Origin of the sequence: Crenobacter luteus, from assembly GCF_004345725.1 — a bacterium.
In the GTDB taxonomy this organism is placed as follows: Bacteria; Pseudomonadota; Gammaproteobacteria; order Burkholderiales; family Chromobacteriaceae; genus Crenobacter; species Crenobacter luteus.
Genome location: NZ_SLXG01000019.1, coordinates 17711 through 42207, shown reverse-complemented (window position 1 = coordinate 42207; position 24497 = coordinate 17711). Strand labels below are relative to the sequence as shown.

Genomic DNA, 24497 nt, shown 5'->3' with positions numbered 1-24497 from the left:
CTGTGGCGAATACTTCTCTAGTGGCCAATGCCAACAAGTATGGTGATCTGAAAAGCCGTATCTGGTTTCTGATCGGTGCGTTGATCGTCTATCGGATCGGGGCGCATATCCCGGTCCCGGGTATCAACCCCGCTGAGCTAGCGAAGTTGTTCCACACGTCGCAAACGGGCCTCCTGGACATGTTCAACATGTTTTCCGGGGGCGCCCTTTCGAGATTTACGGTATTTGCCATCGGCATCATGCCGTACATCTCGGCCTCCATCATTCTCCAGCTCGCTTCCGAGGTCGTGCCGACGCTGAAGCAGCTGAAGAAGGAGGGCGACGCTGGGCGGCGCAAAATAACCCAATACACTCGGTACGCAACCGTGATACTCGCGACTTTCCAAAGTTTCGGTATTGCGGTGATGCTTTTTAAGCAGCCCAACCTGGTGACGAGCGCACAGTGGGAGTTCTACTTCACCACCGTCGTGACGCTGGTGACCGGGACGATGTTCCTGATGTGGCTGGGTGAGCAGATCACCGAGCGCGGCATCGGCAACGGTATCTCGCTGATCATCTGTGCCGGTATCGCTGCCGGCGTGCCCAGCGCGATCGGCAAGACGCTGACGCTGACCAGCCAAGGCTCGCTGCCCATCCTGTTTGCGGTGGTGTTGTTCGTTGCCGTTGCCGCGGTGACCTACCTCGTCGTCTTCGTCGAGCGCGGTCAGCGCAAGGTGCTGGTCAATTACGCCAAGCGCCAGGTCGGCAACCGCGTCATGCAGGGTCAGAGCACGCATCTGCCGCTCAAGCTCAACATGGCCGGCGTGATTCCGCCGATCTTCGCGTCCAGCATCATCCTGTTCCCGGCCACCGTTCTCGGCTGGTTCGGCAACACGGAAGGCATGGGGTGGCTGAAGGCCGTGGCCGACAAGCTGCATCCCGGTCAGCCGATCTACATCTTGTTCTATGCGGCGGCGATCGTCTTCTTCTGCTACTTCTATACCGCCCTGGTGTTCAACCCCAAGGAAACGGCAGACAACCTGAAGAAGAGCGGTGCGTTCATTCCGGGCATCCGCCCGGGCGAGCAAACCTCGCGCTACATCGAGAAGATCATCATGCGTCTGACGCTGGTGGGGGCGGTCTACATCACCCTGGTGTGCCTGCTGCCGGAGTTCCTGATCCTGAAATGGAACGTGCCGTTCTATTTCGGCGGAACTTCGCTGCTGATCATGGTGGTGGTGACGATGGACTTCATGACGCAAGTGCAGTCCTACATCCTCTCGCACCAGTATGAGGGCCTGCTCAAGAAGGCCAACTTCAAGGGCAACGGTGGCGCGTTCACTCGCTGAGACCGAGTTCGCTGGGTTATGGCTAAAGAAGACACCATCCAGATGCAGGGCGAAATCCTGGAGAACCTGCCTAGCGCAACCTTCAGGGTGAGGCTTGAAAATGGACACGTGGTGTTGGGGCACATTTCCGGGAAGATGCGGATGCATTACATCCGCATCCTGCCGGGCGACAAGGTGACGGTCGAACTGACGCCTTACGATTTGTCCCGCGCCCGTATTGTGTTCCGTGCGAAGTAATTCGCATACGATCTTTGTACGAAAAGGAACTGAAATGCGCGTACAACCCTCGGTAAAGAAAATTTGCCGTAATTGCAAAGTCATCCGTCGCAACCGCGTCGTTCGCGTGATCTGCACGGATCCCCGCCACAAGCAGCGTCAGGGCTAACATTTGTTAGTCCCGCGCTTGCGTGGTACACTCTTCGACTTTTCGAGGTCTTAAGGAAAGACTATGGCCCGTATCGCAGGGGTAAACATCCCCAACAATGCGCACGCCGTAATCGGCCTGCAGGCCATCTACGGCATCGGTTCGACCCGCGCCAAGGCGATTTGCGCCTCGGCTGGCGTGGTCCCCTCCACCAAGGTGAAGGACCTGACCGAAGCCCAGATGGAAACGCTGCGTGAAGAAGTGGCTAAGTTCACCGTGGAAGGTGATCTGCGCCGCGAAGTCACCATGAGCATCAAGCGCCTGATGGACATGGGCAGCTACCGTGGCATGCGCCATCGTCGTGGCCTGCCGTGCCGCGGCCAGCGTACTCGCACCAATGCCCGCACCCGCAAGGGTCCGCGCAAGGCGATCGCCGGCAAGAAGTAATTTTAAGGAACACAGAGAATGGCTAAAGCAAACACAGCTGTCCGTGTACGCAAAAAGGTGCGCAAGTCTGTGAGCGAAGGCATCGTGCATGTGCACGCTTCGTTCAACAACACCATCATTACCATCACCGATCGTCAAGGGAATGCTTTGTCTTGGGCTACCTCCGGCGGTGCTGGTTTCAAAGGCTCGCGCAAGAGTACACCTTTTGCTGCCCAGGTGGCGGCGGAACACGCTGGTAAAGTTGCCCAAGAATACGGTGTGAAGAACCTCGAAGTTCGCATCAAGGGCCCGGGTCCGGGTCGCGAATCCGCGGTGCGTGCTCTCAACTCGCTGGGCTTCAAGATCACCAGCATCTCCGACGTGACGCCGGTGCCGCACAACGGCTGCCGTCCGCCCAAGAAACGTCGTATCTAATTCGGAGAGTGTGAGAACATGGCACGTTATATCGGCCCGAAATGTAAACTCGCGCGTCGCGAAGGAACTGACCTTTTCCTGAAGAGCGCGCGCCGCGCACTGGATTCCAAGTGCAAACTGGACACCCCGCCGGGTCAGCACGGCGCGAAAAAACCGCGCGTGTCCGAATTCGGCACCCAGCTGCGTGAAAAGCAGAAAGTGCGCCGCATCTACGGCGTGCTGGAGCGTCAATTCCGCAAGTACTTCGCCGAAGCCGCCCGTCGCAAGGGTTCGACCGGCGAGAATCTGCTGCAGATCCTCGAATCGCGTCTGGACAACGTGGTGTACCGCATGGGCCTGGGTTCGACCCGCGCCGAAGCGCGTCAACTCGTCAGCCACAAGGCGCTGACCGTGAACGGCATCGTCGTGAACATCCCGTCGTACCAGGTGAAAGCCGGCGACGTGGTCGCGGTCCGCGAAAAGGCCAAGAAGCAAGTGCGTATTCAAGAAGCGCTGGCCCTGGCCGAGCAAGCCGGTTTCCCGTCCTGGGTTTCGGTGGATTCGAAGAAAATGGAAGGCGTGTTCAAGAACGCGCCGGAACGTTCCGAACTGTCTAGCGATATCAACGAACAGCTCGTTGTGGAATTCTACTCCAAGTAATCGCTAGCCTTTAAGGAATCACTATGCAAAACAGCGCTTCGGAATTTCTGAAACCGCGTTTGATCGACGTTCAGCCGGTCTCCTCGACGCACGCTCGCGTGTCGATGGAGCCGTTCGAGCGTGGCTATGCCCACACCCTGGGCAACGCCCTGCGCCGGATCCTGCTGTCGTCGATGCCGGGCTTTGCTCCGACCGAAGTGACTATCGCTGGCGTTTTGCATGAGTATTCCGCGCTTGACGGCGTGCGGGAGGATGTCGTCGACATCCTCCTCAACCTCAAGGGCGTGGTGCTTAAACTGCATGGCCGTGACAGCGTCGTGCTTTCCCTGAAAAAGGAAGGCGAAGGCGCCGTGCTGGCCAGCGATATCGAGCTTCCGCACGATGTTGAAGTCATCAACCCGGATCATGTGATCTGCCATCTGTCCGCGGGCGGCAAGATCGACATGGAAGTCAAGGTGGAAACCGGGCGCGGCTACCAGCCGGTCGCCTCGCGCGTGAACCACGACGACAACCGTTCGATCGGCACCATCCAGCTCGACGCGTCCTACTCGCCGGTTCGCCGCGTGAGCTTCGGCGTGGAGAGCGCCCGCGTCGAACAGCGTACCGACCTCGACCGCCTGGTCCTCGACATCGAGACCAACGGCGTGATCGAGCCGGAAGAAGCTGTGCGCATGGCAGCGCGTATCCTGGTGGATCAACTGTCCATCTTTGCCGACCTGCAAGGCACGGCGGTGGAAGAGGTCGTGGAAAAGGCGCCTCAGATTGATCCGATTCTGCTGCGCCCGGTCGATGATCTCGAACTCACGGTTCGTTCGGCCAACTGCCTGAAGGCGGAGAACATCTATTACATCGGTGATCTGATCCAGCGCACCGAGACCGAGCTCCTGAAGACCCCGAATCTGGGTCGCAAGTCGCTCAACGAGATCAAGGAAGTTCTCGCCTCCAAGGGTCTGACGCTCGGCATGAAGCTGGAGAACTGGCCGCCGGCAGGGCTGGAGAAGCCGTAAGGCTTGAGATAAAAGGACACTACAATGCGTCATCGTTTGAGTAATCGTAAACTGAATCGCACGACCAGCCACCGTCTGGCGATGCTGCGTAACATGGCCAACTCGCTGCTGCGTCACGAAGCCATCGTGACCACGCTGCCGAAGGCCAAGGAACTGCGTCGCGTGGCTGAACCGCTCATCACGCTCGGCAAGAAGCCGTCGCTGGCCAACCGTCGTCTGGCCTTCGACCGCACCCGCGATCGCGAGATCGTGGTCAAGCTGTTCGACGTGTTGGGCCCGCGCTACACCGCCCGCAACGGCGGCTACCTGCGCATCCTGAAGTACGGTTTCCGTAAGGGCGACAACGCCCCGCTGGCTCTGGTCGAGCTGGTGGACCGTCCGGAAGGCGACGTCGTCGCGGAAGAAGCGGCCGAGTAATCCTCGTCCCGCTCGAAAAAAGCCGGCCCTTGGGCCGGCTTTTTTCATCGGCGCACAGCTATCGCGAAGGGCTCGGCCAACCTTGGGGTAACACCGGGGTTGGCCGAGCCTTTTTTAAATTCCACAATGGCTATCCGGATACAATATTCAGGATTTGCTTTCAGCTGCATCCGGGGTGGCGTGGTGGTCTATCTCAAGCTGGTGCTGACGACCTTGATCTGGGGCGCGACCTTTCCGGTCGGCCGCTACGCCGCGCAGGCGGGCGCACCGCTGGCGGTGGCCGAGTGGCGTTTCGCGATCGCGGCGGCCTGCCTGATGGCGCTGCTGGCCCGCCGCGAGGGTCTCGCGCCGCCTCGCGGCGATGCGGCGCGGCTGGCGCTGGCGCTCGGCTTCACCGGCGTGTTCGCCTACAACGTCTGCTTCTTCTTCGGCCTGAGCCTGGTGCCGGCCAGCCGTGCGGCGCTGATCGTCGCGCTGAACCCGGTGCTGGTCGCGCTGGCCGCGGCGGCCTTCCAGGGGCAGCGGCTCGGCGCCGCGCGCTGGCTGGGGGTCGCGGTGTCGCTGCTGGGCGCCGCGCTGGTGATCAGCCGCGGCGAGCTGGCCGCGCTCGTCGCGCATGTCGGCGCCGGCGAGGCGATCGTGTTCGCCAGCTCGCTGGCGTGGAGCGCGTACACGCTGCTCGGTCGCGACGCCGCGCGCCACTTCTCGCCGCTGGCGAGCACCGCCTGGGGGGCGCTGGCCGGCGCGCTGATGCTGCTGCCGCCGGCGCTGTGGGAGGGGCGGATGCTGGCGACGCTGGCTTCGGGGCCGGCGATGTGGCTGGCGCTGCTGCACCTGGGCGTGCTGGCGACGCTGCTGGCCTTCCTGTGGTACGCCGAGGGAGTGAAGGCGATCGGCCCGACCCGTACCGTGGTGTTCACCAACCTGGTGCCGGTGTTCGCGGTGTTGATCGGCGTGCTGATGCTCGGCGAAGAGCTGCTGTGGAGCATGGTCGCCGGCGGGCTGCTGGTCGGCGCCGGAGTCTGGCTCACCAACCGGCCGGCGCGCCGAGCCGGCATGTAAACATAATCAACCGGGCCGTCGGACGGCCGGCCGGGTTGCCCGACATAACGCCGTCTTGTGGGGAAAAAGCATGCGTTCGTTACGTACCAAGATGATCCTGGTGATCGCGTTGATGCTCGGCGCCCTCGGCGCCGTGCTGACCGGACTGATCTACCTGCAGATGAAGAAGAGCGTCGAGGCCGGCATCGCCAAGGAACTGTCGGCGGTGGCGGTCGGGCAGGGCGGTGTGATCGAGGAGTGGGCGCACGACAAGGTGCGCATCGTCGAGGCGGCGGTGTCGGTGGCGACGCTGGCCGAGCCGCGCGTCTATCTGGACAACCTGAACCGCGCCGGCGGTTTCGACGTCAGCTATATCGGCTACGCCGACAAGCGCATGCTGTATTCCGACGGTCGGCCGCAGAAGCCCGACTACGACCCGACCGCGCGCCCGTGGTACGGCTTGGCCAAGCAGGTCGGCAAGCCGACCATCTCCGAGCCCTACGTCGACTTCGACACCAAGAAGCTGGTGGTGACCGTGGTCGCGCCGGTGAACGCCGGCGGGCAGCTGCTCGCGGTGGCCGGCGGTGACATCTTCATCGACGCGCTGGTCAAGTCGGTGCTCGGCGTCAAGCTCAACGTCGACGGTTACGCTTTCCTGGTCGAGAAGAGCGGCAAGGTGATCGCGCACCCGGACCAGACGCTGACGCTCAAGCCCATCGCCGAGAAGATTCCGGCGCTGACCAGCGACAAGGTCGGCGCGCTGGCCGAGTCGGGCGAGTTGGCCGAGGTCGACAGCGACGGCAGGTCCTACTTCGCGCGCCTGGTCGCCGTGCCGGGTACCGACTGGTTCCTCGGCGTGGTGGTCGACCGCGACCAGGTGCTCGCGCCGCTGAACAGCCTGCTCTACACCGTGCTGGCGACCGCGCTGGCGGTGTTCCTCGTCATGGTGCCGCTGGCGAGCTTCGTACTCGGCCGCATGCTGGCGGGTCTGGCGCGGCTGCGCGACGCGATGCGCGAGATCTCGCAGGGCGAGGGCGACCTGACGCGCCGCATCGAAGTGGCCGGCGAGGACGAGATCGCCGAGACCGCGCACGCCTTCAACGGTTTCATCGAACGCTTGCAGACGATGTTCCGCGCGATCCGCGACGAGGCCGACCGCGTGTCGGGCGGCGTCGAGGCGGTCGGCGGCACGATCGCGCGCGTCGCCGACGATTCGCGCCAGATTTCCGACGTGTCCGGCTCGAACGCCGCGACGCTCGAAGAGATCACCGTCAGCATCTCGCATATCGCCGACGCGGCGCGCGAAGCCGACGCGCTGGTCGGGCAGACCGGCGAAGTGTCCGGCCAGAGCGCCGAGGCGATGGCGCGCATCACCGGCGAGATGGAGCGCACCATGAGCGCGGTGCGCGAGCTGTCGGGCATGCTGTCGACGCTGGACGGCCGCTCGCAGCAGATTTCCGGCATTACCAACGTGATCCGCGACATCGCCGACCAGACCAACCTGTTGGCGCTGAATGCGGCGATCGAGGCGGCGCGCGCCGGCGAGCAGGGCCGCGGCTTCGCGGTGGTCGCCGACGAGGTGCGCAAGCTGGCCGAGCGCACCGGCGCCGCGACGGTGGAGATTTCGGGCATGGTCAGCGCGATCCGCGACGAGACGCGCCAGGCGGTCGACAATATGCAGCACGCGCTCGGCGCGGTCGACGGCGGCGTCGCGCTGACGCGCGAGGCGGCCGAGCAGATCGGCCAGATCCGCGAGGCGATGGCGGCGGTGGTCGCCAAGATGAACGAGATCTCGTTGTCGACGCGCGAGCAGCACAACGCGACCACGCAGATCGCGCAGAGCACCGAGCGCATCAACAGCCGCATCATCGAGAGCGACGGCGCGCTGCAGGGCGCCAGCCACACGCTCGGCGGCCTGGCCGAGGCGGCCGGCAGCCTGCGCCAGCAGTTCTCGCGCTTCAGGCTGTAGTATCCCGTCCGGCAAAACGCCGCACCGTCCGTGGACGCTGCGGCGTTTTTCATGGTCGCGAGCGGGGGAGGACGCCGCTCGGCGTTGGCCGAGGGGGCGCCGATACGATGGCCGCCCTTGCGGGCCGTGCCTGCGCGGGCAAAGAGGCAGCGCGGGAGCCGGGATGACGGGAGGCCGGAAAGGGGCCGTTCTTTGCGGCGGTGCGGGCGTGCGCCGGATCGACGGCGGCGTATGCGGCAAAGGGGGGCGGGAAGGCCGGATCGAGCAGTCGGTCGGGCTGCCCGTCTCCCGGACGGCGTCAGCGGCGGCGGCCGAGCAGGCCGGCGACGAGCGCCAGGAGCGCGGCGCCGACCAGCACCGGCAGGTTGCCGACGCGCATATAGGGCGTGTCGCCGGTATAGCCCTGCACGCGGCCGGTCAGCACCTGCTCGGTGTCGGGCGCGGCGACCGCCTCGATGCGGCCGCGCGCGTCGACGATGGCGGTCATGCCGGTGTTGGTCGCGCGCAGCATCGGTCGGCCGGTTTCGAGCGCGCGCGCCTGCGACAGCTGCAGGTGCTGGCTCATCGCGTGGCTCTTGCCGAACCAGGCGAGGTTGCTGACGTTGGCCAGCAGCGTCGCGTGCCGCGCCGGGCCGATCAGCTCCTCGCCGAAGCTGTCTTCGTAGCAGACGTTGAAGGCGACCTTCTGTCCGGCCAGCGCGATCGGCGCCTGGTTGGCGCCGCCGCGCGAGAAGCCGGACAGCGGCATGTCCATGAACTGGTAGAGCCAGCCGGTGACCAGCGGCAGCGGTACGAACTCGCCGAACGGCACCAAGTGGTTCTTCGCGTAGCTGGGCGCCTTGGGGTCGGTGAGCGCGACCACCGCGTTCAGGTAGCCGGCACCGTCGCCCGTGCGCAGCGGCACGCCGACGGCGAGCGCCATGCCCTTGCGGGCGGCGTCGCCGGCCAGCATCGTCAGGTAGCCGGACGGCAGCTCGTCGAGGAAGGCCGGCAACGCGGTCTCGGGCAGGATCATCAGCTCGGCGCGCGTGGTGGCGACCTGGCGGTAGTAGCGCATCAGCGTCAGCTCGAAGATGTCCGGCTGCCACTTGAGCGCCTGCGGGATGTTGCCCTGGCCGAGCGCGACGGTGAGCGGCGCGCCGACCGGCCGCGTCCACTCGACGGGCTTGAGCGCCTGCGCGCCGCCCCACAGCGCGGCGGCGGCGACGGCGAGGCCGGCGGCGAGCGCGGTGCGCCGCCACAGCCGGCCGGCGGCGACGATCAGGCCGGCGGACAGCGCGACGGCGAAGGTCACCAGGTGGATGCCGCCGAGCGGCGCGAGCGCCGACAGCGGGCTTTCGGTGATCTGGCTGTAGCCGATCGCGCCCCACGGGAAACCGGTCAGCATCCAGCTCCTGAGCCATTCGGTCAGCGTCCAGGCGGCCGGGAAGGCGACGAGCCAGCGCAGCAGCGGGCGCGGCCTGAGCCGGCCTATCCACCACAGCGTCAGCCCCGGGTAGAGCGCGAGGTAGGCCGGCAGCAACAGCACCAGCGGCGCGGCGATGAAGGCCGGCAGGCCGGCGACGTCGTGCAGGCTCTGGTAGACCCAGTGGAAGTTCGCCGTGTAGGCCGCCAGCCCGAAGCCGTAGCCGAAGGCAAAGCCGCGGCTCGGCCAACGTTCGACCAGGAGGCCGAGCGCGGCCAGCAAGAGCGGCATCAACCAGAACAGCCGGTAGGGCGCGAAGGCGAACACGGTCAGCGCGCCGAGCGCGAGCGCGCCGGCGAAGCCGAGCCAGGCGGTGCGGTGCGGGCGCTTAAGCGGCATCGCCGTCCCGCGCGGCGTCGGGGCGCAGGCGCTCGACCAGCAGCAGGTGCAGCCGGCGGCTGTCGGCTCGCATCACGGTGAAGCGCAGGTCGTCGATGTCGAGCGACTCGCCGCGCTTGGGCAGGTGACAGAGCTTGGACAGCAGCAGGCCGCCGATGGTGTCGACCTGCTCGTCCGAGAAGGCGGTGCCGAAGTGGGCGTTGAAGTCGGCGATCTCGGTGGTCGCCTTGACGCGGTAGCGGTTGCCGCGCACCGGCACGATGGCGTCGTCGACCTCGTCGAGGTCGTGCTCGTCCTCGATGTCGCCGACGATCTGCTCGATCACGTCCTCGATGGTGACCAGGCCGGCGACGCCGCCGAACTCGTCGACCACGATCGCCATGTGGTTGCGCGTGGCGCGGAAGTCGCGCAGCAGGATGTTCAGCGGCTTCGATTCGGGTACGAACAGCGCCGGGCGCAGGTGCGCCTTCAGCTCGAAGGTCTTCGGGTAGTGGAAATAGCGCAGCAGGTCTTTGGCGAGCAGGATGCCCTGCACGTCGTCCTTGTCGCTGCCGATCACCGGGAAGCGCGAGTGCGCGGTGTCGATCACCAGCGGCAAAAAGCGCTCGATCGGCTCGTCGCAGCGGATCACGTCCATCTGGCTGCGCGGCACCATCACGTCGCGCACCGTCATCTCGCCGACCGACAGCACGCCCTCGATCATGCCGAGCGCCTCGGCGTCCAGCAGGTGGCGCTCGAAGGCGCCGTGCAACAGTTCGACCAGCTCCTCGCGGTCTTCGGGTTCGCGCAGCAGGAAGGCGGACAGGCGTTCGAGCCAGCTGCCGCGCGTTTTACTGGGGTCTTCCATGGTGGGGCTCAGACGGCCTCCTCGGCGTAAGGGTCGGCATATCCTAGCCGGGCGAGAATGACACTTTCAAGCGCTTCCATCGCCTCGGCCTCGTCGTCGTCGACGTGGTCGTAGCCTTGCAGGTGCAGCATGCCGTGCACGGTCAGGTGCGCGTAGTGGGCGTCGAGCGCCTTGTTCTGCTCGGCGGCCTCGCGCGCGACGACGCCGGTGGCGAACACGATGTCGCCGATCAGCGGCAGCCCCGGCAGCGGCGCTTCGCCCTCGTTGAGCGCGAACGACAGCACGTTGGTCGCGTAGTCCTTGCCGCGCCAGTCGCGGTTGAGCGCGCGCCCCTCGTCGTCGTCGACCAGCGTCAGCGATACCTCGGCGGTGCGGAAGGCGCCGGTCAGCGCGGCGCGCGCCCAGCGCGCGAAGTCGGCGCGGCTCGGCACGTCCGTGTCGCCGCTGCGGTTCTCGACGGTGAGGGTCAGACGCTCGGCCAACCTTTGGCCGGCCGGGTTACGCTTCGCGCTTTTCATCGTTGTGGGCTTGGTACTGTTCGTAGGCGTCGACGATCTTCTGCACCAGCGGGTGGCGCACGACGTCGTCGCTGTGGAATTGGTGGAAATGGATGCCGCGCACGTGCTTGAGGATGTGGCGCACCTCGGCCAGGCCGCTCTTCTGGTTCTTGGCCAGGTCGATCTGCGTGATGTCGCCGGTGATCACCGCGCGCGAGCCGAAGCCGATGCGGGTCAGGAACATCTTCATCTGTTCGGGCGTGGTGTTCTGCGCCTCGTCGAGGATGATGAACGACGAATTCAGCGTGCGGCCGCGCATATAGGCCAAGGGCGCGATCTCGATCAGGTTCTTCTCGAACAGCCGCGCGACCTTGTCGAAGCCCATCAGGTCGTACAGCGCGTCGTACAGCGGCCTGAGGTAGGGGTCGACCTTCTGCGCGAGGTCGCCGGGCAGAAAGCCCAGCTTCTCGCCGGCCTCGACCGCCGGGCGCACCAGCACGATGCGCTTGACCGCGTCGCGTTCCATCGCGTCGACCGCGCATGCGACCGCGAGGTAGGTCTTGCCGGTGCCGGCCGGGCCGATGCCGAAGGTGATGTCGTGTTCGAGGATGGCCTTGATGTAGCCGTTCTGGCGCGGCGTGCGGCCGCGCAGATCGCCGCGGCGCGTGTGCAGCACCGGCACGTTGTCGTCGCTCGCGTCGGCGTGACGCGGCAGTTCGCGTACCTCGACGAGGCCGAGCTGGATGTCGTCGACCTCGAGCGCGCGCTGTTCGGCGGCGAGGTAGAAGCGCGTCAACGCGGCGACCGCCTCGCGGGCGCGCTCGCCCTTGATGCGGAACGCTTCGCCGCGCCGGCCGATGGTGACGTCGAGCGCGGTCTCGATCTGGCGGAGGTTTTCGTCGAGCGGGCCGCACAGCTTGGCGAGCCGTTCGTTGTCGACGGGGGTGAAGGACAGGTGTTCGGTCTGGGACATGGATGGGCCTAGAGGCTCGGCCAACCTTGAAGGTTGGCCGAGGCGGGGCGTCAGGCGGTTTCGACGGTGAGGATCTCGCCCGCCAGCGAGTGCGGGTAGGCCTCGGTGATGACGACTTCGATCATCTCGTTGATCAGCCGCGGCTGGCCGACGAAGTTGACCACGCGGTTGTTCATCGTGCGCGCGGCGAGCATCGCCGGGTCTTTCTTCGACACGCCCTCGACCAGCACCCGCTGCACCGAGCCGACCATGCTCTTGTTGATTTCGTAGCCCCGTGCCTCGATCACCTCGTTGAGCGCGGTCAGGCGGCGCACCTTTTCCTCGTGCGGGGTGTCGTCCGGCAGGTTGGACGCCGGCGTGCCCGGGCGCGGGCTGTAGATGAACACGAAGCTGAAGTCGAACTCGAGGTCTTTGACCAGCTTCAGCGTCGCCTCGAAGTCGGCCTCGGTCTCGCCGGGGAAGCCGACGATGAAGTCGGACGACAGGCACAGGTCGGGGCGGATCGCCCTGAGCTTCCTGATGATCGACTTGTATTCCAGCGCGGTGTAGCCGCGCTTCATCGCCATCAGCACGCGGTCGGAGCCGCTTTGTACCGGCAGGTGCAGGTGCGACACGAGCTTGGGCAGACGGGCGTAGCAGTCGATGATGCGCTGGCTGAATTCGCGCGGGTGGCTGGTGGTGAAGCGGATGCGCTCGACGCCGGGCACCTCGTGCACGTATTCGAGCAGCAGCGCGAAGTCGGCGATCTCGCCGTCGGCCATCAGGCCGCGGTAGGCGTTGACGTTCTGGCCCAGCAGGGTGATTTCCTTCACGCCCTGCGCGGCGAGGCCGGCGATTTCGGTCAGCACGTCGTCGAACGGGCGCGACACTTCCTCGCCGCGCGTGTACGGCACGACGCAGAACGAGCAGTACTTCGAACAGCCTTCCATGATCGACACGAAGGCGGCGCCGCCCTCGACCTTGGCCGGCGGGATGTGGTCGAACTTCTCGATCTCGGGGAAGGAAATGTCGACCTGCGAGCGGCCGCTGTCGCGCTTGGCGCGGATCATGTCCGGCAGGCGGTGCAAGGTCTGCGGGCCGAACACCACATCGACGTAGGGCGCGCGCTTGACGATCGCCTCGCCCTCCTGCGACGCGACGCAGCCGCCGACGCCGATCACGAGGTCCGGACGGGCGATTTTCAGCTCGCGGATGCGGCCGAGGTCGGAGAACACCTTTTCCTGCGCCTTCTCGCGCACGCTGCAGGTATTGAACAGGATGACGTCGGCGTCTTCCGGCGTGTCCGTCTTGACCATGCCCTCGGCCTCGCCGAGCACGTCGACCATCTTGTCGGAGTCGTACTCGTTCATCTGGCAACCGAAGGTCTTGATGTACACCTTTTTCATTGCGACAAAGCTTCCCGCTGTTGCACCCGGGCGGCGACCCTTATCGTCGGACGGCGCCCGGATTTCGATTCGTATTGCCCACTAAGCCGCCTTCGGCGCCGCCCGCCGGCGATCCGCGTCGTGCCCCGCGCGCCGGTATCGCCGCGACGCGGGCCGCGGTCGGCTACGAGGGAGGGCAGGTTTTCATAGGCAAAATAACAAGTTAGCCAGTCTACCATAGACGGCTTTGCCGGCGGTACGCGCGCGGCCTTGCCCGTGACGTGGGCGGGGCCGTCGCGCCGGCCAAGCCCGTTCAGAGCGCGCGCGCCATGCCGACCGCGTCGTCGCCGTAGCGGGCGAGCTTGGCCGGCGCCAGCCGCGCGGCGCGGTAGCCGAAGCGCGACCAGAACGCGTCGGCGCCCTGCACGGCGACCAGCCGCGACCGGACGAGCCCGCGCGCGCGGCCGGCCGCCAGCGCGGCGTCGACGAGGCGCGGGCCGAGCCCGAGGCCGCGCGCGTCGGGGTGCAGCGCGAGGTCGTGGATGAACAGCGTATCGGCCATCGCAGGCAGCGCCGCGAGCGGCGCGTCCAGCGCCGGCGGCGCCTCGCCCTGCCACGGGTGGGCGAACAGATAGCCCAGCAGCGCGCCGTCGCGCGCCGCGACCCAGCAGGTGTCGGGCGCGAGACGGTGGCGCGAGGCGAGCGCGGCGCGCGACTCGATCAGCTCGGGGCGGTAGCAGCGGCGCTGGACGGCGAGTACGCCGTCGAGGTCGGTCGCGCGCATAGGGCGCAGCGCGATGGCCGCGTCGGGCCGGGAAAAAGCGGGGGTGGCGGACATGGGTGAGGCGGTCCGGCCGCGCCGGGGCCGGCATGAAAAAACCGGCGTGGGCCGGTCGGGGCGGCGTCGGCGGGCGACGCGCGGGCGCGGGCGGAAAGGGTAACGATTCCTGCTTCAACAAACGTTTGCCATTGTAGCGGCCAGGCGGCGGGCTGTCGAACCGCCGCCCCGCGCGGCCGGGCTAGCTGCCTTGCGCCGCGAGCGCGACGGCGACGGCGCGGCGGCGCTCCTGGGCGTCGGCGGCCGGCTCGGCGAAGGTCAGCCGCAGCCGGCGGCCGTCGCGTTCGATATCGGCGCCGTAGGCGTCGAGCCCGAGCCAGCGCGCGCCGGCGAGCATCGGCAGCGCGGCCAGTTCGGCCGCCTCGTCGTCGGGCGTGAGCGTGACGGCGCCGGCCCAGTCTTCGGCCTCCAGCCAGCCCATGCGCGCGAAGCCGGCGATCAGCCGCACGCGGCGGGGCTCGAGCCGGTAGAAGGCGAAGTCGCCGAAGCCGAGATAGTCGGCCGCCTCGGGCCGGTAGCGTAGATAGCGCGCGACCAGCGCTTCGTCGGCGTCGACGCGGGCGACGTCGCCGAGCAGCGTCAGACGCGCGCCGGACAAGAGGTCGTCGGCGCCAGGGTCGGCCAGCGCGAGGCTCGCGCGGCCGTCGGCGATCAGATTGCGAGTGTGCTCGGCCAAGCTGCTGATCAGCAGCACCGGCCGGTGCTGCGCGTCGGGCACGAAGGGAAGCTGGGTGCAAAACGGGTAGCCGGGCAGTTGCGTCGCGTGGCTGGCGAGCGCGCCGTGGTCGGCGCGGTGCACGAGGTCGATGGCGCTGGCGAGCGGCAGTTTCATGGCGGGCTCCGGGGCGGGCGTCGATGCACGACAAGATGGCAGCCGGAAATGGAAAAAGCCAGATGCGAGGCATCTGGCTTTTGAATCTCGTGGTGGCGAATCAGGGACTCGAACCCCGGACCTGCGGATTATGATTCCGTCGCTCTAACCGACTGAGCTAATTCGCCACGTCTTCTTGCCTTGCGGCGTCGAAGTGGGACGAACTATACGCAATGGATTTCGCTCCGTCAAGCATCGTCGTGCAATTTTTTTGCCAATCGATGACGCGGGCTTACAGCGTGTGGCAGCGGTCGCCGTCGGCGAAGCCGAGCCAGTCGATGGCCACGCCGCGGCCGAAGCCGATCACCTTGAAGAATTCGCCCATCTCGGTCGGCGACACGAGCTTCTGCACCGCCGACACCGCGCGGGCGTACGGGACGGTATCGGCGGCGTCGAGCCGCTCGGCCAGCAGGCCGGTCAGCCCGCAGTTGACGAGGAACTGCGCCTGGTTCAGGTAGCCGATCAGGTCGAGGCCGGCTTCGAGGCCGGTTTCGGCGATCGCGGTGAAGTCGACGTGGCTTGTCAGGTCCATCAGGCCGGGCAGGTAGAACGGGTCGTGCACGGTGTGATGGCGGTAGTGGCCGATCAGCGTGCCCATGCGGCGCTCGGGCAGGTAGTACTCGCGCTCGCCGTAGCCGTAGTCGATCAGGAGGATCGCGCCGCGCACGAGGCGCGCCGCCAGGTCGCGCACGAAGCCGCGGTTGGCGAGCGAAATCTCGCTGACGTAGCCCGGCAGGCGCGGGTCGTAGCGGCGGGCGAGCTCGGCCAACCTCGCGTCGTCGATTTCGCGGTCGGCGAAGGCGAAGGCGCCGTGCTCGACCGTGACGCCGCGGCGCAGCGGGCCGGCGTCGCTCCAGTGGATCAGCTCGCACGGCATCGCGTCGAGCAGCTCGTTGCCGATCACGACGCCGTCGATCGCCTCGGGCAGCTCGGCCAGCCACTCGACGAGGTCGAGGTGGTCGGCCAGCGTGTCGCGCTGGCGCTCGACCAGCTCGGGCGACAGGTCGACGATCTTGTAGCCCTTGACGGCGACGCCGAGCGCCTTCAGCTCGGCGATCAGGTCGGCGGCGAGCCTTCCGGTGCCGGCGCCGAATTCGTAGATCACGCCGTCGGTCTGCGGCAAGAGCTCGGCCAACTGGCGCGCGAGGCAGGCGGCGAAGAAGGGCGACATCTCCGGCGCGGTGACGAAGTCGCCGGCTTCGCCGAACTTGCGGCTGCCGGCGGCGTAGTAGCCGAGGCCGGGCGCGTAGAGCGCCAGTTCCATAAAGCGCGAGAACGGCATCCAGCCGTCGCGCGCGGCGATCTCGTCGGCGATTTTCTGCGACAGTTGCCGGCTGACGGCGAGCGCCTCGGGCGCGGGAGCGGGCAGGTGAGTCATGGCGGGCTTCATGTACAATCTGGCCGGCATTGTGGGCGAATTTGCCCGCCGACGAAAGACTCTGGGAGACGGGATGAAACACGCTATCGGGGTGTTGGCGCTCTTGTGTGCGACAGGCTCGGCCGGCGCTGCGGGCTGGCAGTTGGCCGAGCCGGTCGAGGGCGGGCCGCCCGCCGAGGCGCGGATCCGCGGCGAGGCGGTCTTCGGCCGCGCGCGGTTGCCGGCCGAGCTGGCGCTCTCCTGCCGCGCCGACGCGCCGCCGGCGACGACGACGGTGCGCCTGATCGGCCGGCCCGGGGGCTTCGACCTGGCGCCCTTCGAGGGTGCGGACGGGGTCGGCCGGCACGGGCGGCTGGCCAGCTACGCGGTCGGCCGCGCGCGTTTCGTGCCGGCCCGGGTCGGCGGCGCCGCGCTCGACGCGGACGTGTTCGGCCTGTCGTTCGCCTTGCCGGCGCGCGAGGCGGCGGCGCTGCTCGACGCGCGTCAGTTGCGCTTCCGGCTCAAGCCGGCCAAGGGCCGCGCCGCGCCGCTCGAGGCGCGTTTCGACCTGCCGTACGACAGCGCGCCGCTCAGGCGCGCCTTGCAAGGCTGCGGCGTCTAGCGCGGCATCGAGATTCGACGTTGGCCGAGCCCGGCCGGAACGGAGGGAAGGATGCACGACAAGGTGGTGCTGGTGACCGGCGCGGCGCGCCGGATCGGGGCGGGGATCGCCCGCCGTCTGCACGCGGCCGGATGCCGGCTGGTGCTGCATTACCGCGGTTCGCGGCAGGACGCCGAGGCGCTGGCGGCCGAGCTGAACGCCGCACGCCCCGGTTCGGCGCTCTTGGTGCGCTCCGACCTGTTGCGAACCGACACCTTGGCCGAGCTGGTCGACGTCGCGGTCGCCGCCTGGGGCCGGCTCGACGGCCTGGTGAACAACGCGTCGAGCTTTTTTCCGACCGAGCTCGGCGCGATCGACGAGGCCGCCTGGCACGACCTGATCGGCTCCAACCTGAAGGCGCCGCTGTTTCTCGCGCAGGAAGCCGCGCCGCACCTGAAGGCGAGCGGCGGCGCGATCGTCGGCATCGTCGACATCCACGCCGAGCGGCCGATGAAGTCGCACGTGGTCTACAACCTCGCCAAGGCCGGCCACGCGCAACTGATCCGCTCGCTGGCGCTGGAGCTGGCGCCCGAGGTGCGCGTCAACGGCGTCGCGCCCGGCAGCAATATCTGGCCCGAGGACGACGCCTTCTTCGACGCGGCCAAGCGCGCGGCGATCGAGGCGAGCATCCCGCTGGCGCGCATCGGCCAGCCCGACGACATCGCGCGCGCGGTGCAATTTCTCTTGTTCGACGCGGGCTACGTCACCGGCCAGGTGCTCGCGGTCGACGGCGGGCGCAGCGTGGTGCTCTAGGCCCGGTCGGGCGGGGAGGGGTGAAGGGGCGGTCGATTTGCGCTAAAATCGCCTGTTTTTCAGTTTCTTAGCGGTACCCGCCATGACCGACGCCGTCCTCCTCGACGAAAAGGCCAAGAAGGCCGAGTTCGAGGCCAACAAGCTTGCCAAGCGGCTGCGCCACCACGTCGGCGACGCCATCAACGACTTCAACATGATCGAAGAGGGCGACCGCGTGATGGTCTGCCTGTCCGGCGGCAAGGACAGCTACGCGATGCTCGACATCCTGCTGGGCCTGCAGAAGTCGGCGCCGATCGACTTCTCCATCGTCGCGGTCAACCTCGACCAGAAGCAGCCGGGCTTTCCCGAGCACGTGCTGCCGCAGTACCTCGAATCGATCGGCGTCGAGTACCGCATCGTCGAGGAAGACACCTACTCGATCGTCAAGCGCGTGGTGCCCGAGGGCAAGACCACCTGCGCGCTGTGCTCGCGGCTGCGCCGCGGCATCCTGTACCGCGTCGCCGACGAGTTGGGCGCGACCAAGATCGCGCTCGGCCACCACCGCGACGACATCCTGCAGACCTTGTTCCTCAATATGTTCTACGGCGGCAAGCTCAAGGGCATGCCGCCCAAGCTGGTGTCGGACGACGGCCGCCACATGGTGATCCGCCCGCTGGCCTACTGCCGCGAGAAGGACCTCGAGCGCTACGCGGCGATCAAGGCCTTCCCGATCATCCCGTGCAATCTGTGCGGCTCGCAGCCGAACCTGCAGCGCCAGGTGGTCAAGGAAATGATCAACGACTGGGACAAGCGCTTCCCGGGCCGCGTCGAGACCATGTTCCGCGCGATGCAGAACGTCGTGCCGTCGCACCTGGCGGACACCAGTCTGTTCGACTTTGCCGGCCTGAAAACCGGCGCCGTGCCCGAGGCCGGCGGCGACACCGCCTTCGACAAGGAAGAGTTCCGCGACCCGCTGCCGGCGGGCGGCACGTTGGCCGAGGCGCCGCGCCGCACCATCAGCATCCTCGACTCGCGTAAGCCTTCGACCACCGTTGGGGAGACTTCCTGTGGCGGGTAGGGCGCGTCATCCGTTCCGGCGCCGCGTGCGCGACGGCGCCGAGGCGCTGCCCGAGGTCGAGATTTCCGAGCTCGACGGCATCCGCTCGCTGCACCTCGGCAGCGAAACCGTGCAAAGCTCGATGGACGTCGACGACCCGGTGCGGCTGGTGCTGTCGTACAGCCGCGCGATGATGGGCTGGCTGCTGTTCAACGACGCGCCGCGCCACGTGCTGCAGATCGGCCTCGGCGGCGGCTCGTTCGCGCGCTGGATCGACTTCTACCTGCGCGACGCCAAGAGCGTCGCGGTCGACATCCACCCGCAGGTGATCGCGGTCGCGCGCGCTTTCTTCGAACTGCCCGAGGAGGGTGAGCGCTTCGAGATCGTCGAGGCCGACGGCGCCGAATACGTGAAGATCCTGCGCGAGTCGACCGACGCGATCCTCGTCGACGGCTTCGACGGCTTCCAGATCGTCGACGCGCTGACCACCGAGGACTTCTTCGCGGACTGCCGCCGCGCGCTGAGCCCGCAGGGTGTGTTCGTCACCAACTGGTGGAGCGGCGACAAGCGCTACCAGGTCTTCCTCGAGCGCCTGTTGAACGTGTTCGAGGGCCGCGTGATCGAGCTGCCGGCCGCCAGCCACGGTAACGTCGCGGTGATGGCGTTCAAGGACAGCCCGGCACCGACCTCGTTCGCCGCGCTGGAAAAGCGCGCCAGGGCGCTAGAGCCGCGCTTCCATCTCGAATTCGTCGAGATGGTCGGCCGGCTCAAGGCCAACAATCTGCATTCGGCCAGCCGCCTGATGATCTGAGCGGTATAATCGCCGCACAACACGCACGAACGGGCGACGAGGTCGCCCGTTGCTTTTGTCTGAGGTTCCGACGCCCCATGAATACGCCCATTCTCGACCGCAAGATCCGCTTCGCCCTGGTCGGCTGCGGCCGCATCGCCAACAACCACTTCGGCGCGCTCGAGCAGCACGCCGACCGCGCCGAGCTGGTCGACGTGTGCGACACCGACCCGGCCGCGCTGGCGGCGGCGGTGGCGCGCACCGGCGCGCGCGGCCACGCCAGCCTCGGCCAACTGCTCGAACACAGCGACGCCGACTGCGTGATCCTGACCACGCCGTCCGGCCTGCACCCGCGCCAGGCGATCGACGCGTTCGCCGCCGGCTTCCACGTGATGACCGAAAAGCCGATGGCGACGCGCTGGCAGGACGGCGTGAAGATGGTCGAAGCCGGCGACAAGGCCGGCCGCCGCTTGTTCGTCGTCAAGCAGAACCGCCGCAACGCGACCTTGCAGCTGTTGAAGCAGGCGGTCGAGGCCGGCCGCTTCGGCCGCCTCTACATGGTCAACGTCAACGTGTTCTGGACCCGCCCGCAGTCCTACTACGACGCGGCCGGCTGGCGCGGCACCTGGGAATTCGACGGCGGCGCGTTCATGAACCAGGCGAGCCACTACGTCGACCTGCTCGACTGGCTGGTCGGCCCGGTCGAGAGCGTGCAGGCCTACACCGGCACCTTGGCGCGCAACATCGAGGTCGAGGACACCGGCGTGGTCAGCATCAAGTGGCGCTCGGGCGCGATGGGCAGCATGAACGTGACGATGCTGACCTACCCGAAGAACCTCGAGGGCTCGATCACCCTCATCGGCGAGAAGGGCACGGTGCGCGTCGGCGGCGTGGCGGTGAACGAGATCCAGCACTGGGAGTTCGCCGAGGCGCACGAGATGGACGCGCGCATCCAGGACGCCAGCTACGCGACCACCAGCGTGTACGGTTTCGGCCACCCGCTGTACTACGACAACGTGATCCGCGTGTTCCGCGGCGAGGCGGAGCCGGAGACCGACGGCCGCGAGGGGCTGAAGTCGCTGGAGCTGTTGATCGCGACCTATCTGTCGGCGCGCGACGGCCGCCGCGTCAGCCTGCCGCTGGATTACTAAGCTGAAATGAGCGCGTCCGGCGCGACCTTGCGGACGAGACGCGACGATTCAGGGGAGGGGGATATGCGTGCCTGGTGGATATTCTGCGCCGCGCTGGCGGGCGCGGCGCCGGCTGCCTTCGCGGCGGCCGACAGTCTGGTCGGCGATTACGTGCTCGACGCGCCCGGCGCGTCCGGCGCGCGCCTGACGCTCAAGCCCGACGCGCGCTTCGAGTTCGTCCGCGGCGACATCGTCGGCGACCTCGGCCTGCGCGGCGGCTGGCGCCGCGAGGGCGACGAGGTCGTGCTCGACGCCGGCCGTCCGGCCTCGTTCGAGCCCTTCTCGCTGCGCAGCCAGTCGCGCGCCCCCGGCGAGCTGCTCGAGGTGCGCGTCGACTTCCCCGACGGGCGCCCGGCGCCCGGCATCCGGGTCCGGCTCGAAACCGAGACCGGGCCGGTCGAGGGGGCGACCGACGAGAACGGTACGCTCCTCGTGCCGCTGCAGGCCGTCGTCCACGAGATCGTGCTGGTCCACTACCAGTTCCCCGAACGCCATTTCCCGACGCTGGTCGGCCGCTTCGCCGGCCGCGCCGGCAAGAACCGCTACCATTTCCGCCTCAACCCCGAGCCGTTCAGCCACGCGGTGTTCGGCGGCCGCCGGCTGCGCGTCGACGACGACCGGCTGATCTGGCCGCACGAGGGCGGCGACCATTCCATCTACCAGCGTGCGCCCGAAGCGGGCGCCAAGACCCCATCATGAACGACGCTATCCAGATCCATCCGACCGCCGTCGTCGACGACGGCGCCCAACTCGGCGCGGGCACCCGCGTGTGGCACTTCGCGCATGTGTGCGCCGGCGCGAAGGTTGGCCGAGGCTGCTCCTTCGGCCAGAACGTGTTCGTCGGCAACGACGTGATCGTCGGCGACAACGTCAAGGTGCAGAACAACGTGTCGATCTACGACGCGGTCACGTTGGAAAATGACGTGTTCTGCGGCCCGTCGATGGTGTTCACCAACGTCAACAACCCGCGCAGCCACGTCAACCGCAAGAACGAGTACCGCCGCACCGTCGTGCGCCGCGGCGCGACGCTGGGCGCGAACAGCACCGTCGTGTGCGGCCACGAGATCGGCGAGTTCGCCTTCATCGGCGCCGGCGCGGTGGTCACGCGCGACGTGCTGCCGTACGCGCTGATGGTCGGCACGCCGGCGCGCCGTATCGGCTGGATGTGCGCCTGCGGCGAGCGGCTGCCGAACGACATCGGCGAGCACGCCTGCCCGGCTTGCGGCGCGCGCTACGAGATCGGCGGCAACCACTGCTCGCCGGCCGCGAAGGACCGAGCCTGACGCGATGGCGGCGGTCGCGGTGGTCGGCGGCGGCGTCAACGGCGTGATGATCGCCTGGACGCTGGCGCGGCGCGGCCACGCGGTGACGCTCTACGAGCGCGACGCGCTGATGGGCGCGACCAGCCGCGCCTCGTCCAAGCTCTTGCACGGCGGCGTGCGCTACCTCGAGAACGGCGAGTTCGGCCTGGTGAAAAAGGCGCTCGCCGACCGCGCCTGGTGGCTCGCGCACGCGCCCGACCCCGCGCTCGCCCACCCGCTGCCCATCGTGTGGCCGATCTACCGCGGCGCGCGGCGCGGCCGCTGGCTGATGAAGGCGGGCTTCGCGCTCTACGACGCGCTCGCCGGCGCGGCCGGGCTGGGCCGGCACCGCTGGCTGACGGCGGCCGCGTTGGCCGAGGGCGGCGACGGCCTCAAGCGCGAAGGCCTTCGCGGCGGCTACCGCTACGTCGACGGCCAGATGGACGACTACCGGCTCGGCCTGTGGGCGGCGGGCGAGGCGCAGAAGGCCGGCGTCGCGCTGATCGAGCACGCCAACGTCGAGCGGGTCGGCGCCGACGGCGCGGTGACGCTGCACGGCGAGACGCGCCGCTTCGACGCCGTCGTCAACGCCGCCGGGCCGTGGGCCGAGCGCCTCCTGGCCGCCAGCGGCCTGGCCGCCGGCGTGCAGCTCGACACGGTGCGCGGCAGCCATATCGTGCTCGACCGTACCCTGTCGCAGGGCTATCTCTTCGAGGTGCCCGGCGAGCGCCGCGTGGTGTTCGTGCTGCCCTGGCAGGGCGGCACGCTGATCGGCACCACCGAGGTGCGGCAGTCGCCCGACGAGTCGGCCGAATGCTCGGCCGACGAGGAGGGTTATTTGCTGGCGCTCTACAACCATTACTTCGCCGCGCCGGCGACCCCGGCCGACGTGGTCGCGCGCTTTGCCGGCGTCCGGCCGCTGATCCGCTCGGCCGCCGACCCGAACCGCGCGCTGCGCGACTACCGCTTCGCGCGCCACGGCCGGTTGCTGACGGTGTTCGGCGGCAAGTGGACCACGGCGCCGAGCCTCGCCGCCGAGGCGGCCGAGCGGCTCGACGCGCTGCTGGCGCATCGATAGACAGAAGGCGCGCGCCCGGCGCGCGCATTTGCATTGGAAAAGGATCAAGCATGAGCAGCCTGCCCGCCTGTCCGGCCTGCGGTTCCGGATTCACCTACCAGGACGGCGCGCTCTACGTGTGCCCCGAGTGCGCACACGAATGGAGCGGCGACGCCGCGCCGGCCGAAGAAGCCGCGCGCGTGGTGCGCGACGCCAACGGCAACGCGCTCGCCGACGGCGACACCGTCGTCGTGATCAAGGACCTCAAGGTCAAGGGCTCGTCGTCGGTGGTCAAGGTCGGCACCAAGGTCAAGAACATCCGCCTCGTCGACGGCGACCACGACATCGACTGCAAGATCGACGGCTTCGGCGCGATGCAGCTGAAGTCCGAGTTCGTCAAGAAAGCCTGACGCGACGCCTTTACCGACAACGAGACGCCCATGCAATTCATCGACCTGAAAACCCAGTACCAGCACCTGAAACCCGAGATCGACGCGCGCATCCACGCGGTGCTCGACCACGGCCAGTACATCATGGGCCCGGAAGTGGCCGAGCTGGAGGCTGCGCTCGCCGCCTACGTCGGCGTCAAGCACGCGATCGGCGTCGCCGACGGCACCACCGCGCTCCTGATCGCGCTGATGGCGCTCGGCGTGGGCCACGGCGACGAGGTGATCACCACGCCGTTCACCTTCATCGCCACCGGCGAGATGATCGCGCTCCTGGGCGCCCGCCCGGTGTTCGTCGACGTCGACCCGGCGACCTACAACCTCGACCCGGCCAAGTTGGAAGCGGCGATCACGCCGAAAACCCGCGCCATCATGCCGGTCAGCCTGTACGGGCAATGCGCCGACTTCGCCGCGATCAACGCGATCGCCGCCAAATACAATCTGCCGGTGATCGAGGACGGCGCGCAAAGCTTCGGCGCGACCCAGCGCGGCAAGAAGTCCGGCGCGCTGTCGACCATCGGTTGCACCAGCTTCTTCCCGAGCAAGCCGCTTGGCTGCTACGGCGACGGCGGCGCCTGCTTCACCGACGACGACGCGCTGGCGAAGAAGATGCGCGAGCTGCGCGTGCACGGCCAGGATAGGCGCTACCACCACCCGGTCATCGGCCTGAACGGCCGGCTCGACACCATCCAGGCGGCGGTGCTGTTGGCCAAGCTGCCGAGCTTCCCGGCGGAGGTCGCCGCGCGCGAGAAGATCGGCGCGCGCTACTCGGCGCTGCTCGCTGACGTCGCGCGCGTGCCGACCTTGGCCGAGGGCAACACCTCGGTCTACGCGCAGTACACGCTCGAGGTCGAACAGCGCGACGTGGTGGCCGGCAAGCTGAAGGAGCTGGGCGTGCCGACCGCGGTGCACTACCCGATCCCGCTGCACCGGCAGCCGGCGTTCGCGCATCTGGAGCTGGGCGAGGGCAGCTTCCCGGTCGCCGAGGCTGCGGCGCGCCGGGTGATCAGCCTGCCGATGCACCCCTTCCTCGACGAGGCGACGCAGGACGCGGTGGTCGCGGCGGTGAAGCAGGCGCTCGCCTGA

At 67.8% G+C, this 24497-nt stretch carries 28 protein-coding genes and 1 tRNA gene; 20 read left to right on the top strand and 9 right to left on the bottom strand.

What is annotated here, in order from left to right:
• Nucleotides 1-2: 2 nt before the first annotated feature.
• The 10 genes from secY to EV683_RS11190 all read left to right on the top strand — a co-directional run bounded on the left by secY (nucleotide 3) and on the right by EV683_RS11190 (nucleotide 7626).
• The gene (gene secY / locus EV683_RS11235) at nucleotides 3-1328 is read left to right on the top strand and encodes a preprotein translocase subunit SecY (protein WP_066613215.1); all 1326 of its coding nucleotides are present in this window, start codon (nucleotides 3-5) and stop codon (nucleotides 1326-1328) included.
• A gap of 18 nt (nucleotides 1329-1346) precedes the next feature.
• Entirely contained in the window at nucleotides 1347-1565 is a 219-nt protein-coding gene (gene infA / locus EV683_RS11230; protein ID WP_066613218.1) for a translation initiation factor IF-1, read from the top strand.
• Nucleotides 1566-1599: 34 nt separating this feature from the next.
• A complete protein-coding gene (gene rpmJ, locus EV683_RS11225) occupies nucleotides 1600-1713 on the top strand; it encodes a 50S ribosomal protein L36 (RefSeq protein WP_049259016.1) in 114 nt (37 codons plus the stop codon).
• A gap of 63 nt (nucleotides 1714-1776) precedes the next feature.
• A complete protein-coding gene (rpsM, locus tag EV683_RS11220) occupies nucleotides 1777-2139 on the top strand; it encodes a 30S ribosomal protein S13 (RefSeq protein WP_066613220.1) in 363 nt (120 codons plus the stop codon).
• Between the two features lie 18 nt (nucleotides 2140-2157).
• Complete coding sequence (rpsK, locus tag EV683_RS11215; RefSeq protein WP_011137709.1) at nucleotides 2158-2553, top strand: 30S ribosomal protein S11; 396 nt, start codon at nucleotides 2158-2160, stop codon at nucleotides 2551-2553.
• An 18-nt stretch (nucleotides 2554-2571) separates the two neighbouring features.
• Nucleotides 2572-3192 carry a 30S ribosomal protein S4 gene (gene rpsD / locus EV683_RS11210; protein ID WP_066613222.1) on the top strand — a complete coding sequence of 207 codons (621 nt, stop codon included), beginning with the start codon at nucleotides 2572-2574 and terminating at the stop codon, nucleotides 3190-3192.
• 23 nt (nucleotides 3193-3215) lie between these two features.
• Nucleotides 3216-4199: a DNA-directed RNA polymerase subunit alpha gene (locus tag EV683_RS11205; RefSeq protein WP_066613225.1), complete on the top strand. Its 984-nt coding sequence runs from the start codon at nucleotides 3216-3218 to the stop codon at nucleotides 4197-4199.
• Nucleotides 4200-4223: 24 nt separating this feature from the next.
• On the top strand, nucleotides 4224-4616 hold the full coding sequence (gene rplQ, locus EV683_RS11200; RefSeq protein WP_066613228.1) for a 50S ribosomal protein L17: 393 nt from the start codon (nucleotides 4224-4226) through the stop codon (nucleotides 4614-4616).
• A gap of 183 nt (nucleotides 4617-4799) precedes the next feature.
• On the top strand, nucleotides 4800-5678 hold the full coding sequence (locus EV683_RS11195; RefSeq protein WP_066613230.1) for a DMT family transporter: 879 nt from the start codon (nucleotides 4800-4802) through the stop codon (nucleotides 5676-5678).
• Nucleotides 5679-5748: 70 nt separating this feature from the next.
• Complete coding sequence (locus EV683_RS11190; protein WP_131862840.1) at nucleotides 5749-7626, top strand: methyl-accepting chemotaxis protein; 1878 nt, start codon at nucleotides 5749-5751, stop codon at nucleotides 7624-7626.
• 298 nt (nucleotides 7627-7924) lie between these two features.
• On the opposite strand, the gene lnt is transcribed toward EV683_RS11190, so the two are convergent.
• The 9 genes from lnt to EV683_RS11145 all read right to left on the bottom strand — a co-directional run bounded on the left by lnt (nucleotide 7925) and on the right by EV683_RS11145 (nucleotide 16198).
• A complete protein-coding gene (lnt, locus tag EV683_RS11185) occupies nucleotides 7925-9430 on the bottom strand; it encodes an apolipoprotein N-acyltransferase (protein WP_131862839.1) in 1506 nt (501 codons plus the stop codon).
• Nucleotides 9420-10277, bottom strand: a complete 858-nt coding sequence (locus EV683_RS11180; RefSeq protein WP_131862838.1) for an HlyC/CorC family transporter — start codon at nucleotides 10275-10277, stop codon at nucleotides 9420-9422. Before EV683_RS11180 ends, lnt begins: the two co-directional genes overlap by 11 nt.
• 8 nt (nucleotides 10278-10285) lie before the next feature.
• Entirely contained in the window at nucleotides 10286-10795 is a 510-nt protein-coding gene (gene ybeY / locus EV683_RS11175) for an rRNA maturation RNase YbeY (protein ID WP_131862837.1), read from the bottom strand.
• A complete protein-coding gene (locus EV683_RS11170) occupies nucleotides 10776-11747 on the bottom strand; it encodes a PhoH family protein (protein WP_131862836.1) in 972 nt (323 codons plus the stop codon). The genes ybeY and EV683_RS11170 overlap by 20 nt, the downstream gene beginning before the upstream one ends.
• Before the next feature lie 50 nt (nucleotides 11748-11797).
• Nucleotides 11798-13132, bottom strand: a complete 1335-nt coding sequence (gene miaB / locus EV683_RS11165; protein WP_131862835.1) for a tRNA (N6-isopentenyl adenosine(37)-C2)-methylthiotransferase MiaB — start codon at nucleotides 13130-13132, stop codon at nucleotides 11798-11800.
• A gap of 292 nt (nucleotides 13133-13424) precedes the next feature.
• Nucleotides 13425-13949, bottom strand: coding sequence for a GNAT family N-acetyltransferase (locus tag EV683_RS11160; protein ID WP_197457460.1), 525 nt, complete (start codon nucleotides 13947-13949; stop codon nucleotides 13425-13427).
• 181 nt (nucleotides 13950-14130) lie between these two features.
• The gene (locus EV683_RS11155) at nucleotides 14131-14781 is read right to left on the bottom strand and encodes a HugZ family pyridoxamine 5'-phosphate oxidase (RefSeq protein WP_131862834.1); all 651 of its coding nucleotides are present in this window, start codon (nucleotides 14779-14781) and stop codon (nucleotides 14131-14133) included.
• A 90-nt stretch (nucleotides 14782-14871) separates the two neighbouring features.
• Nucleotides 14872-14948 (bottom strand) — tRNA-Met (locus tag EV683_RS11150).
• Between the two features lie 104 nt (nucleotides 14949-15052).
• On the bottom strand, nucleotides 15053-16198 hold the full coding sequence (locus EV683_RS11145) for a class I SAM-dependent methyltransferase (RefSeq protein ID WP_131862833.1): 1146 nt from the start codon (nucleotides 16196-16198) through the stop codon (nucleotides 15053-15055).
• Nucleotides 16199-16271: 73 nt separating this feature from the next.
• Between EV683_RS11145 and EV683_RS11140 the strand changes: the two genes are divergently transcribed.
• From EV683_RS11140 to EV683_RS11095, 10 genes are all read left to right on the top strand, one after another.
• Nucleotides 16272-16799 carry a hypothetical protein gene (locus tag EV683_RS11140; protein ID WP_131862832.1) on the top strand — a complete coding sequence of 176 codons (528 nt, stop codon included), beginning with the start codon at nucleotides 16272-16274 and terminating at the stop codon, nucleotides 16797-16799.
• A 51-nt stretch (nucleotides 16800-16850) separates the two neighbouring features.
• Complete coding sequence (locus EV683_RS11135) at nucleotides 16851-17591, top strand: pteridine reductase (RefSeq protein ID WP_131862831.1); 741 nt, start codon at nucleotides 16851-16853, stop codon at nucleotides 17589-17591.
• Nucleotides 17592-17673: 82 nt separating this feature from the next.
• Nucleotides 17674-18648, top strand: a complete 975-nt coding sequence (ttcA, locus tag EV683_RS11130) for a tRNA 2-thiocytidine(32) synthetase TtcA (protein WP_131862830.1) — start codon at nucleotides 17674-17676, stop codon at nucleotides 18646-18648.
• Nucleotides 18638-19438, top strand: a complete 801-nt coding sequence (locus EV683_RS11125) for a polyamine aminopropyltransferase (protein ID WP_066613262.1) — start codon at nucleotides 18638-18640, stop codon at nucleotides 19436-19438. Before ttcA ends, EV683_RS11125 begins: the two co-directional genes overlap by 11 nt.
• 77 nt (nucleotides 19439-19515) lie before the next feature.
• Complete coding sequence (locus EV683_RS11120) at nucleotides 19516-20568, top strand: Gfo/Idh/MocA family protein (RefSeq protein ID WP_131862829.1); 1053 nt, start codon at nucleotides 19516-19518, stop codon at nucleotides 20566-20568.
• Nucleotides 20569-20631: 63 nt separating this feature from the next.
• Nucleotides 20632-21306, top strand: a complete 675-nt coding sequence (locus EV683_RS11115) for a hypothetical protein (protein ID WP_131862828.1) — start codon at nucleotides 20632-20634, stop codon at nucleotides 21304-21306.
• Nucleotides 21303-21890 carry an acyltransferase gene (locus tag EV683_RS11110; protein WP_066613269.1) on the top strand — a complete coding sequence of 196 codons (588 nt, stop codon included), beginning with the start codon at nucleotides 21303-21305 and terminating at the stop codon, nucleotides 21888-21890. Before EV683_RS11115 ends, EV683_RS11110 begins: the two co-directional genes overlap by 4 nt.
• Nucleotides 21891-21894: 4 nt before the next feature.
• Nucleotides 21895-22986: a glycerol-3-phosphate dehydrogenase/oxidase gene (locus tag EV683_RS11105; protein WP_131862827.1), complete on the top strand. Its 1092-nt coding sequence runs from the start codon at nucleotides 21895-21897 to the stop codon at nucleotides 22984-22986.
• Between the two features lie 50 nt (nucleotides 22987-23036).
• Nucleotides 23037-23375, top strand: coding sequence for a zinc ribbon domain-containing protein YjdM (locus EV683_RS11100; RefSeq protein ID WP_066613272.1), 339 nt, complete (start codon nucleotides 23037-23039; stop codon nucleotides 23373-23375).
• A 30-nt stretch (nucleotides 23376-23405) separates the two neighbouring features.
• Nucleotides 23406-24497 (top strand): DegT/DnrJ/EryC1/StrS family aminotransferase, encoded by a 1092-nt coding sequence (locus EV683_RS11095; RefSeq protein WP_131862826.1) that lies wholly within the window; start codon nucleotides 23406-23408, stop codon nucleotides 24495-24497.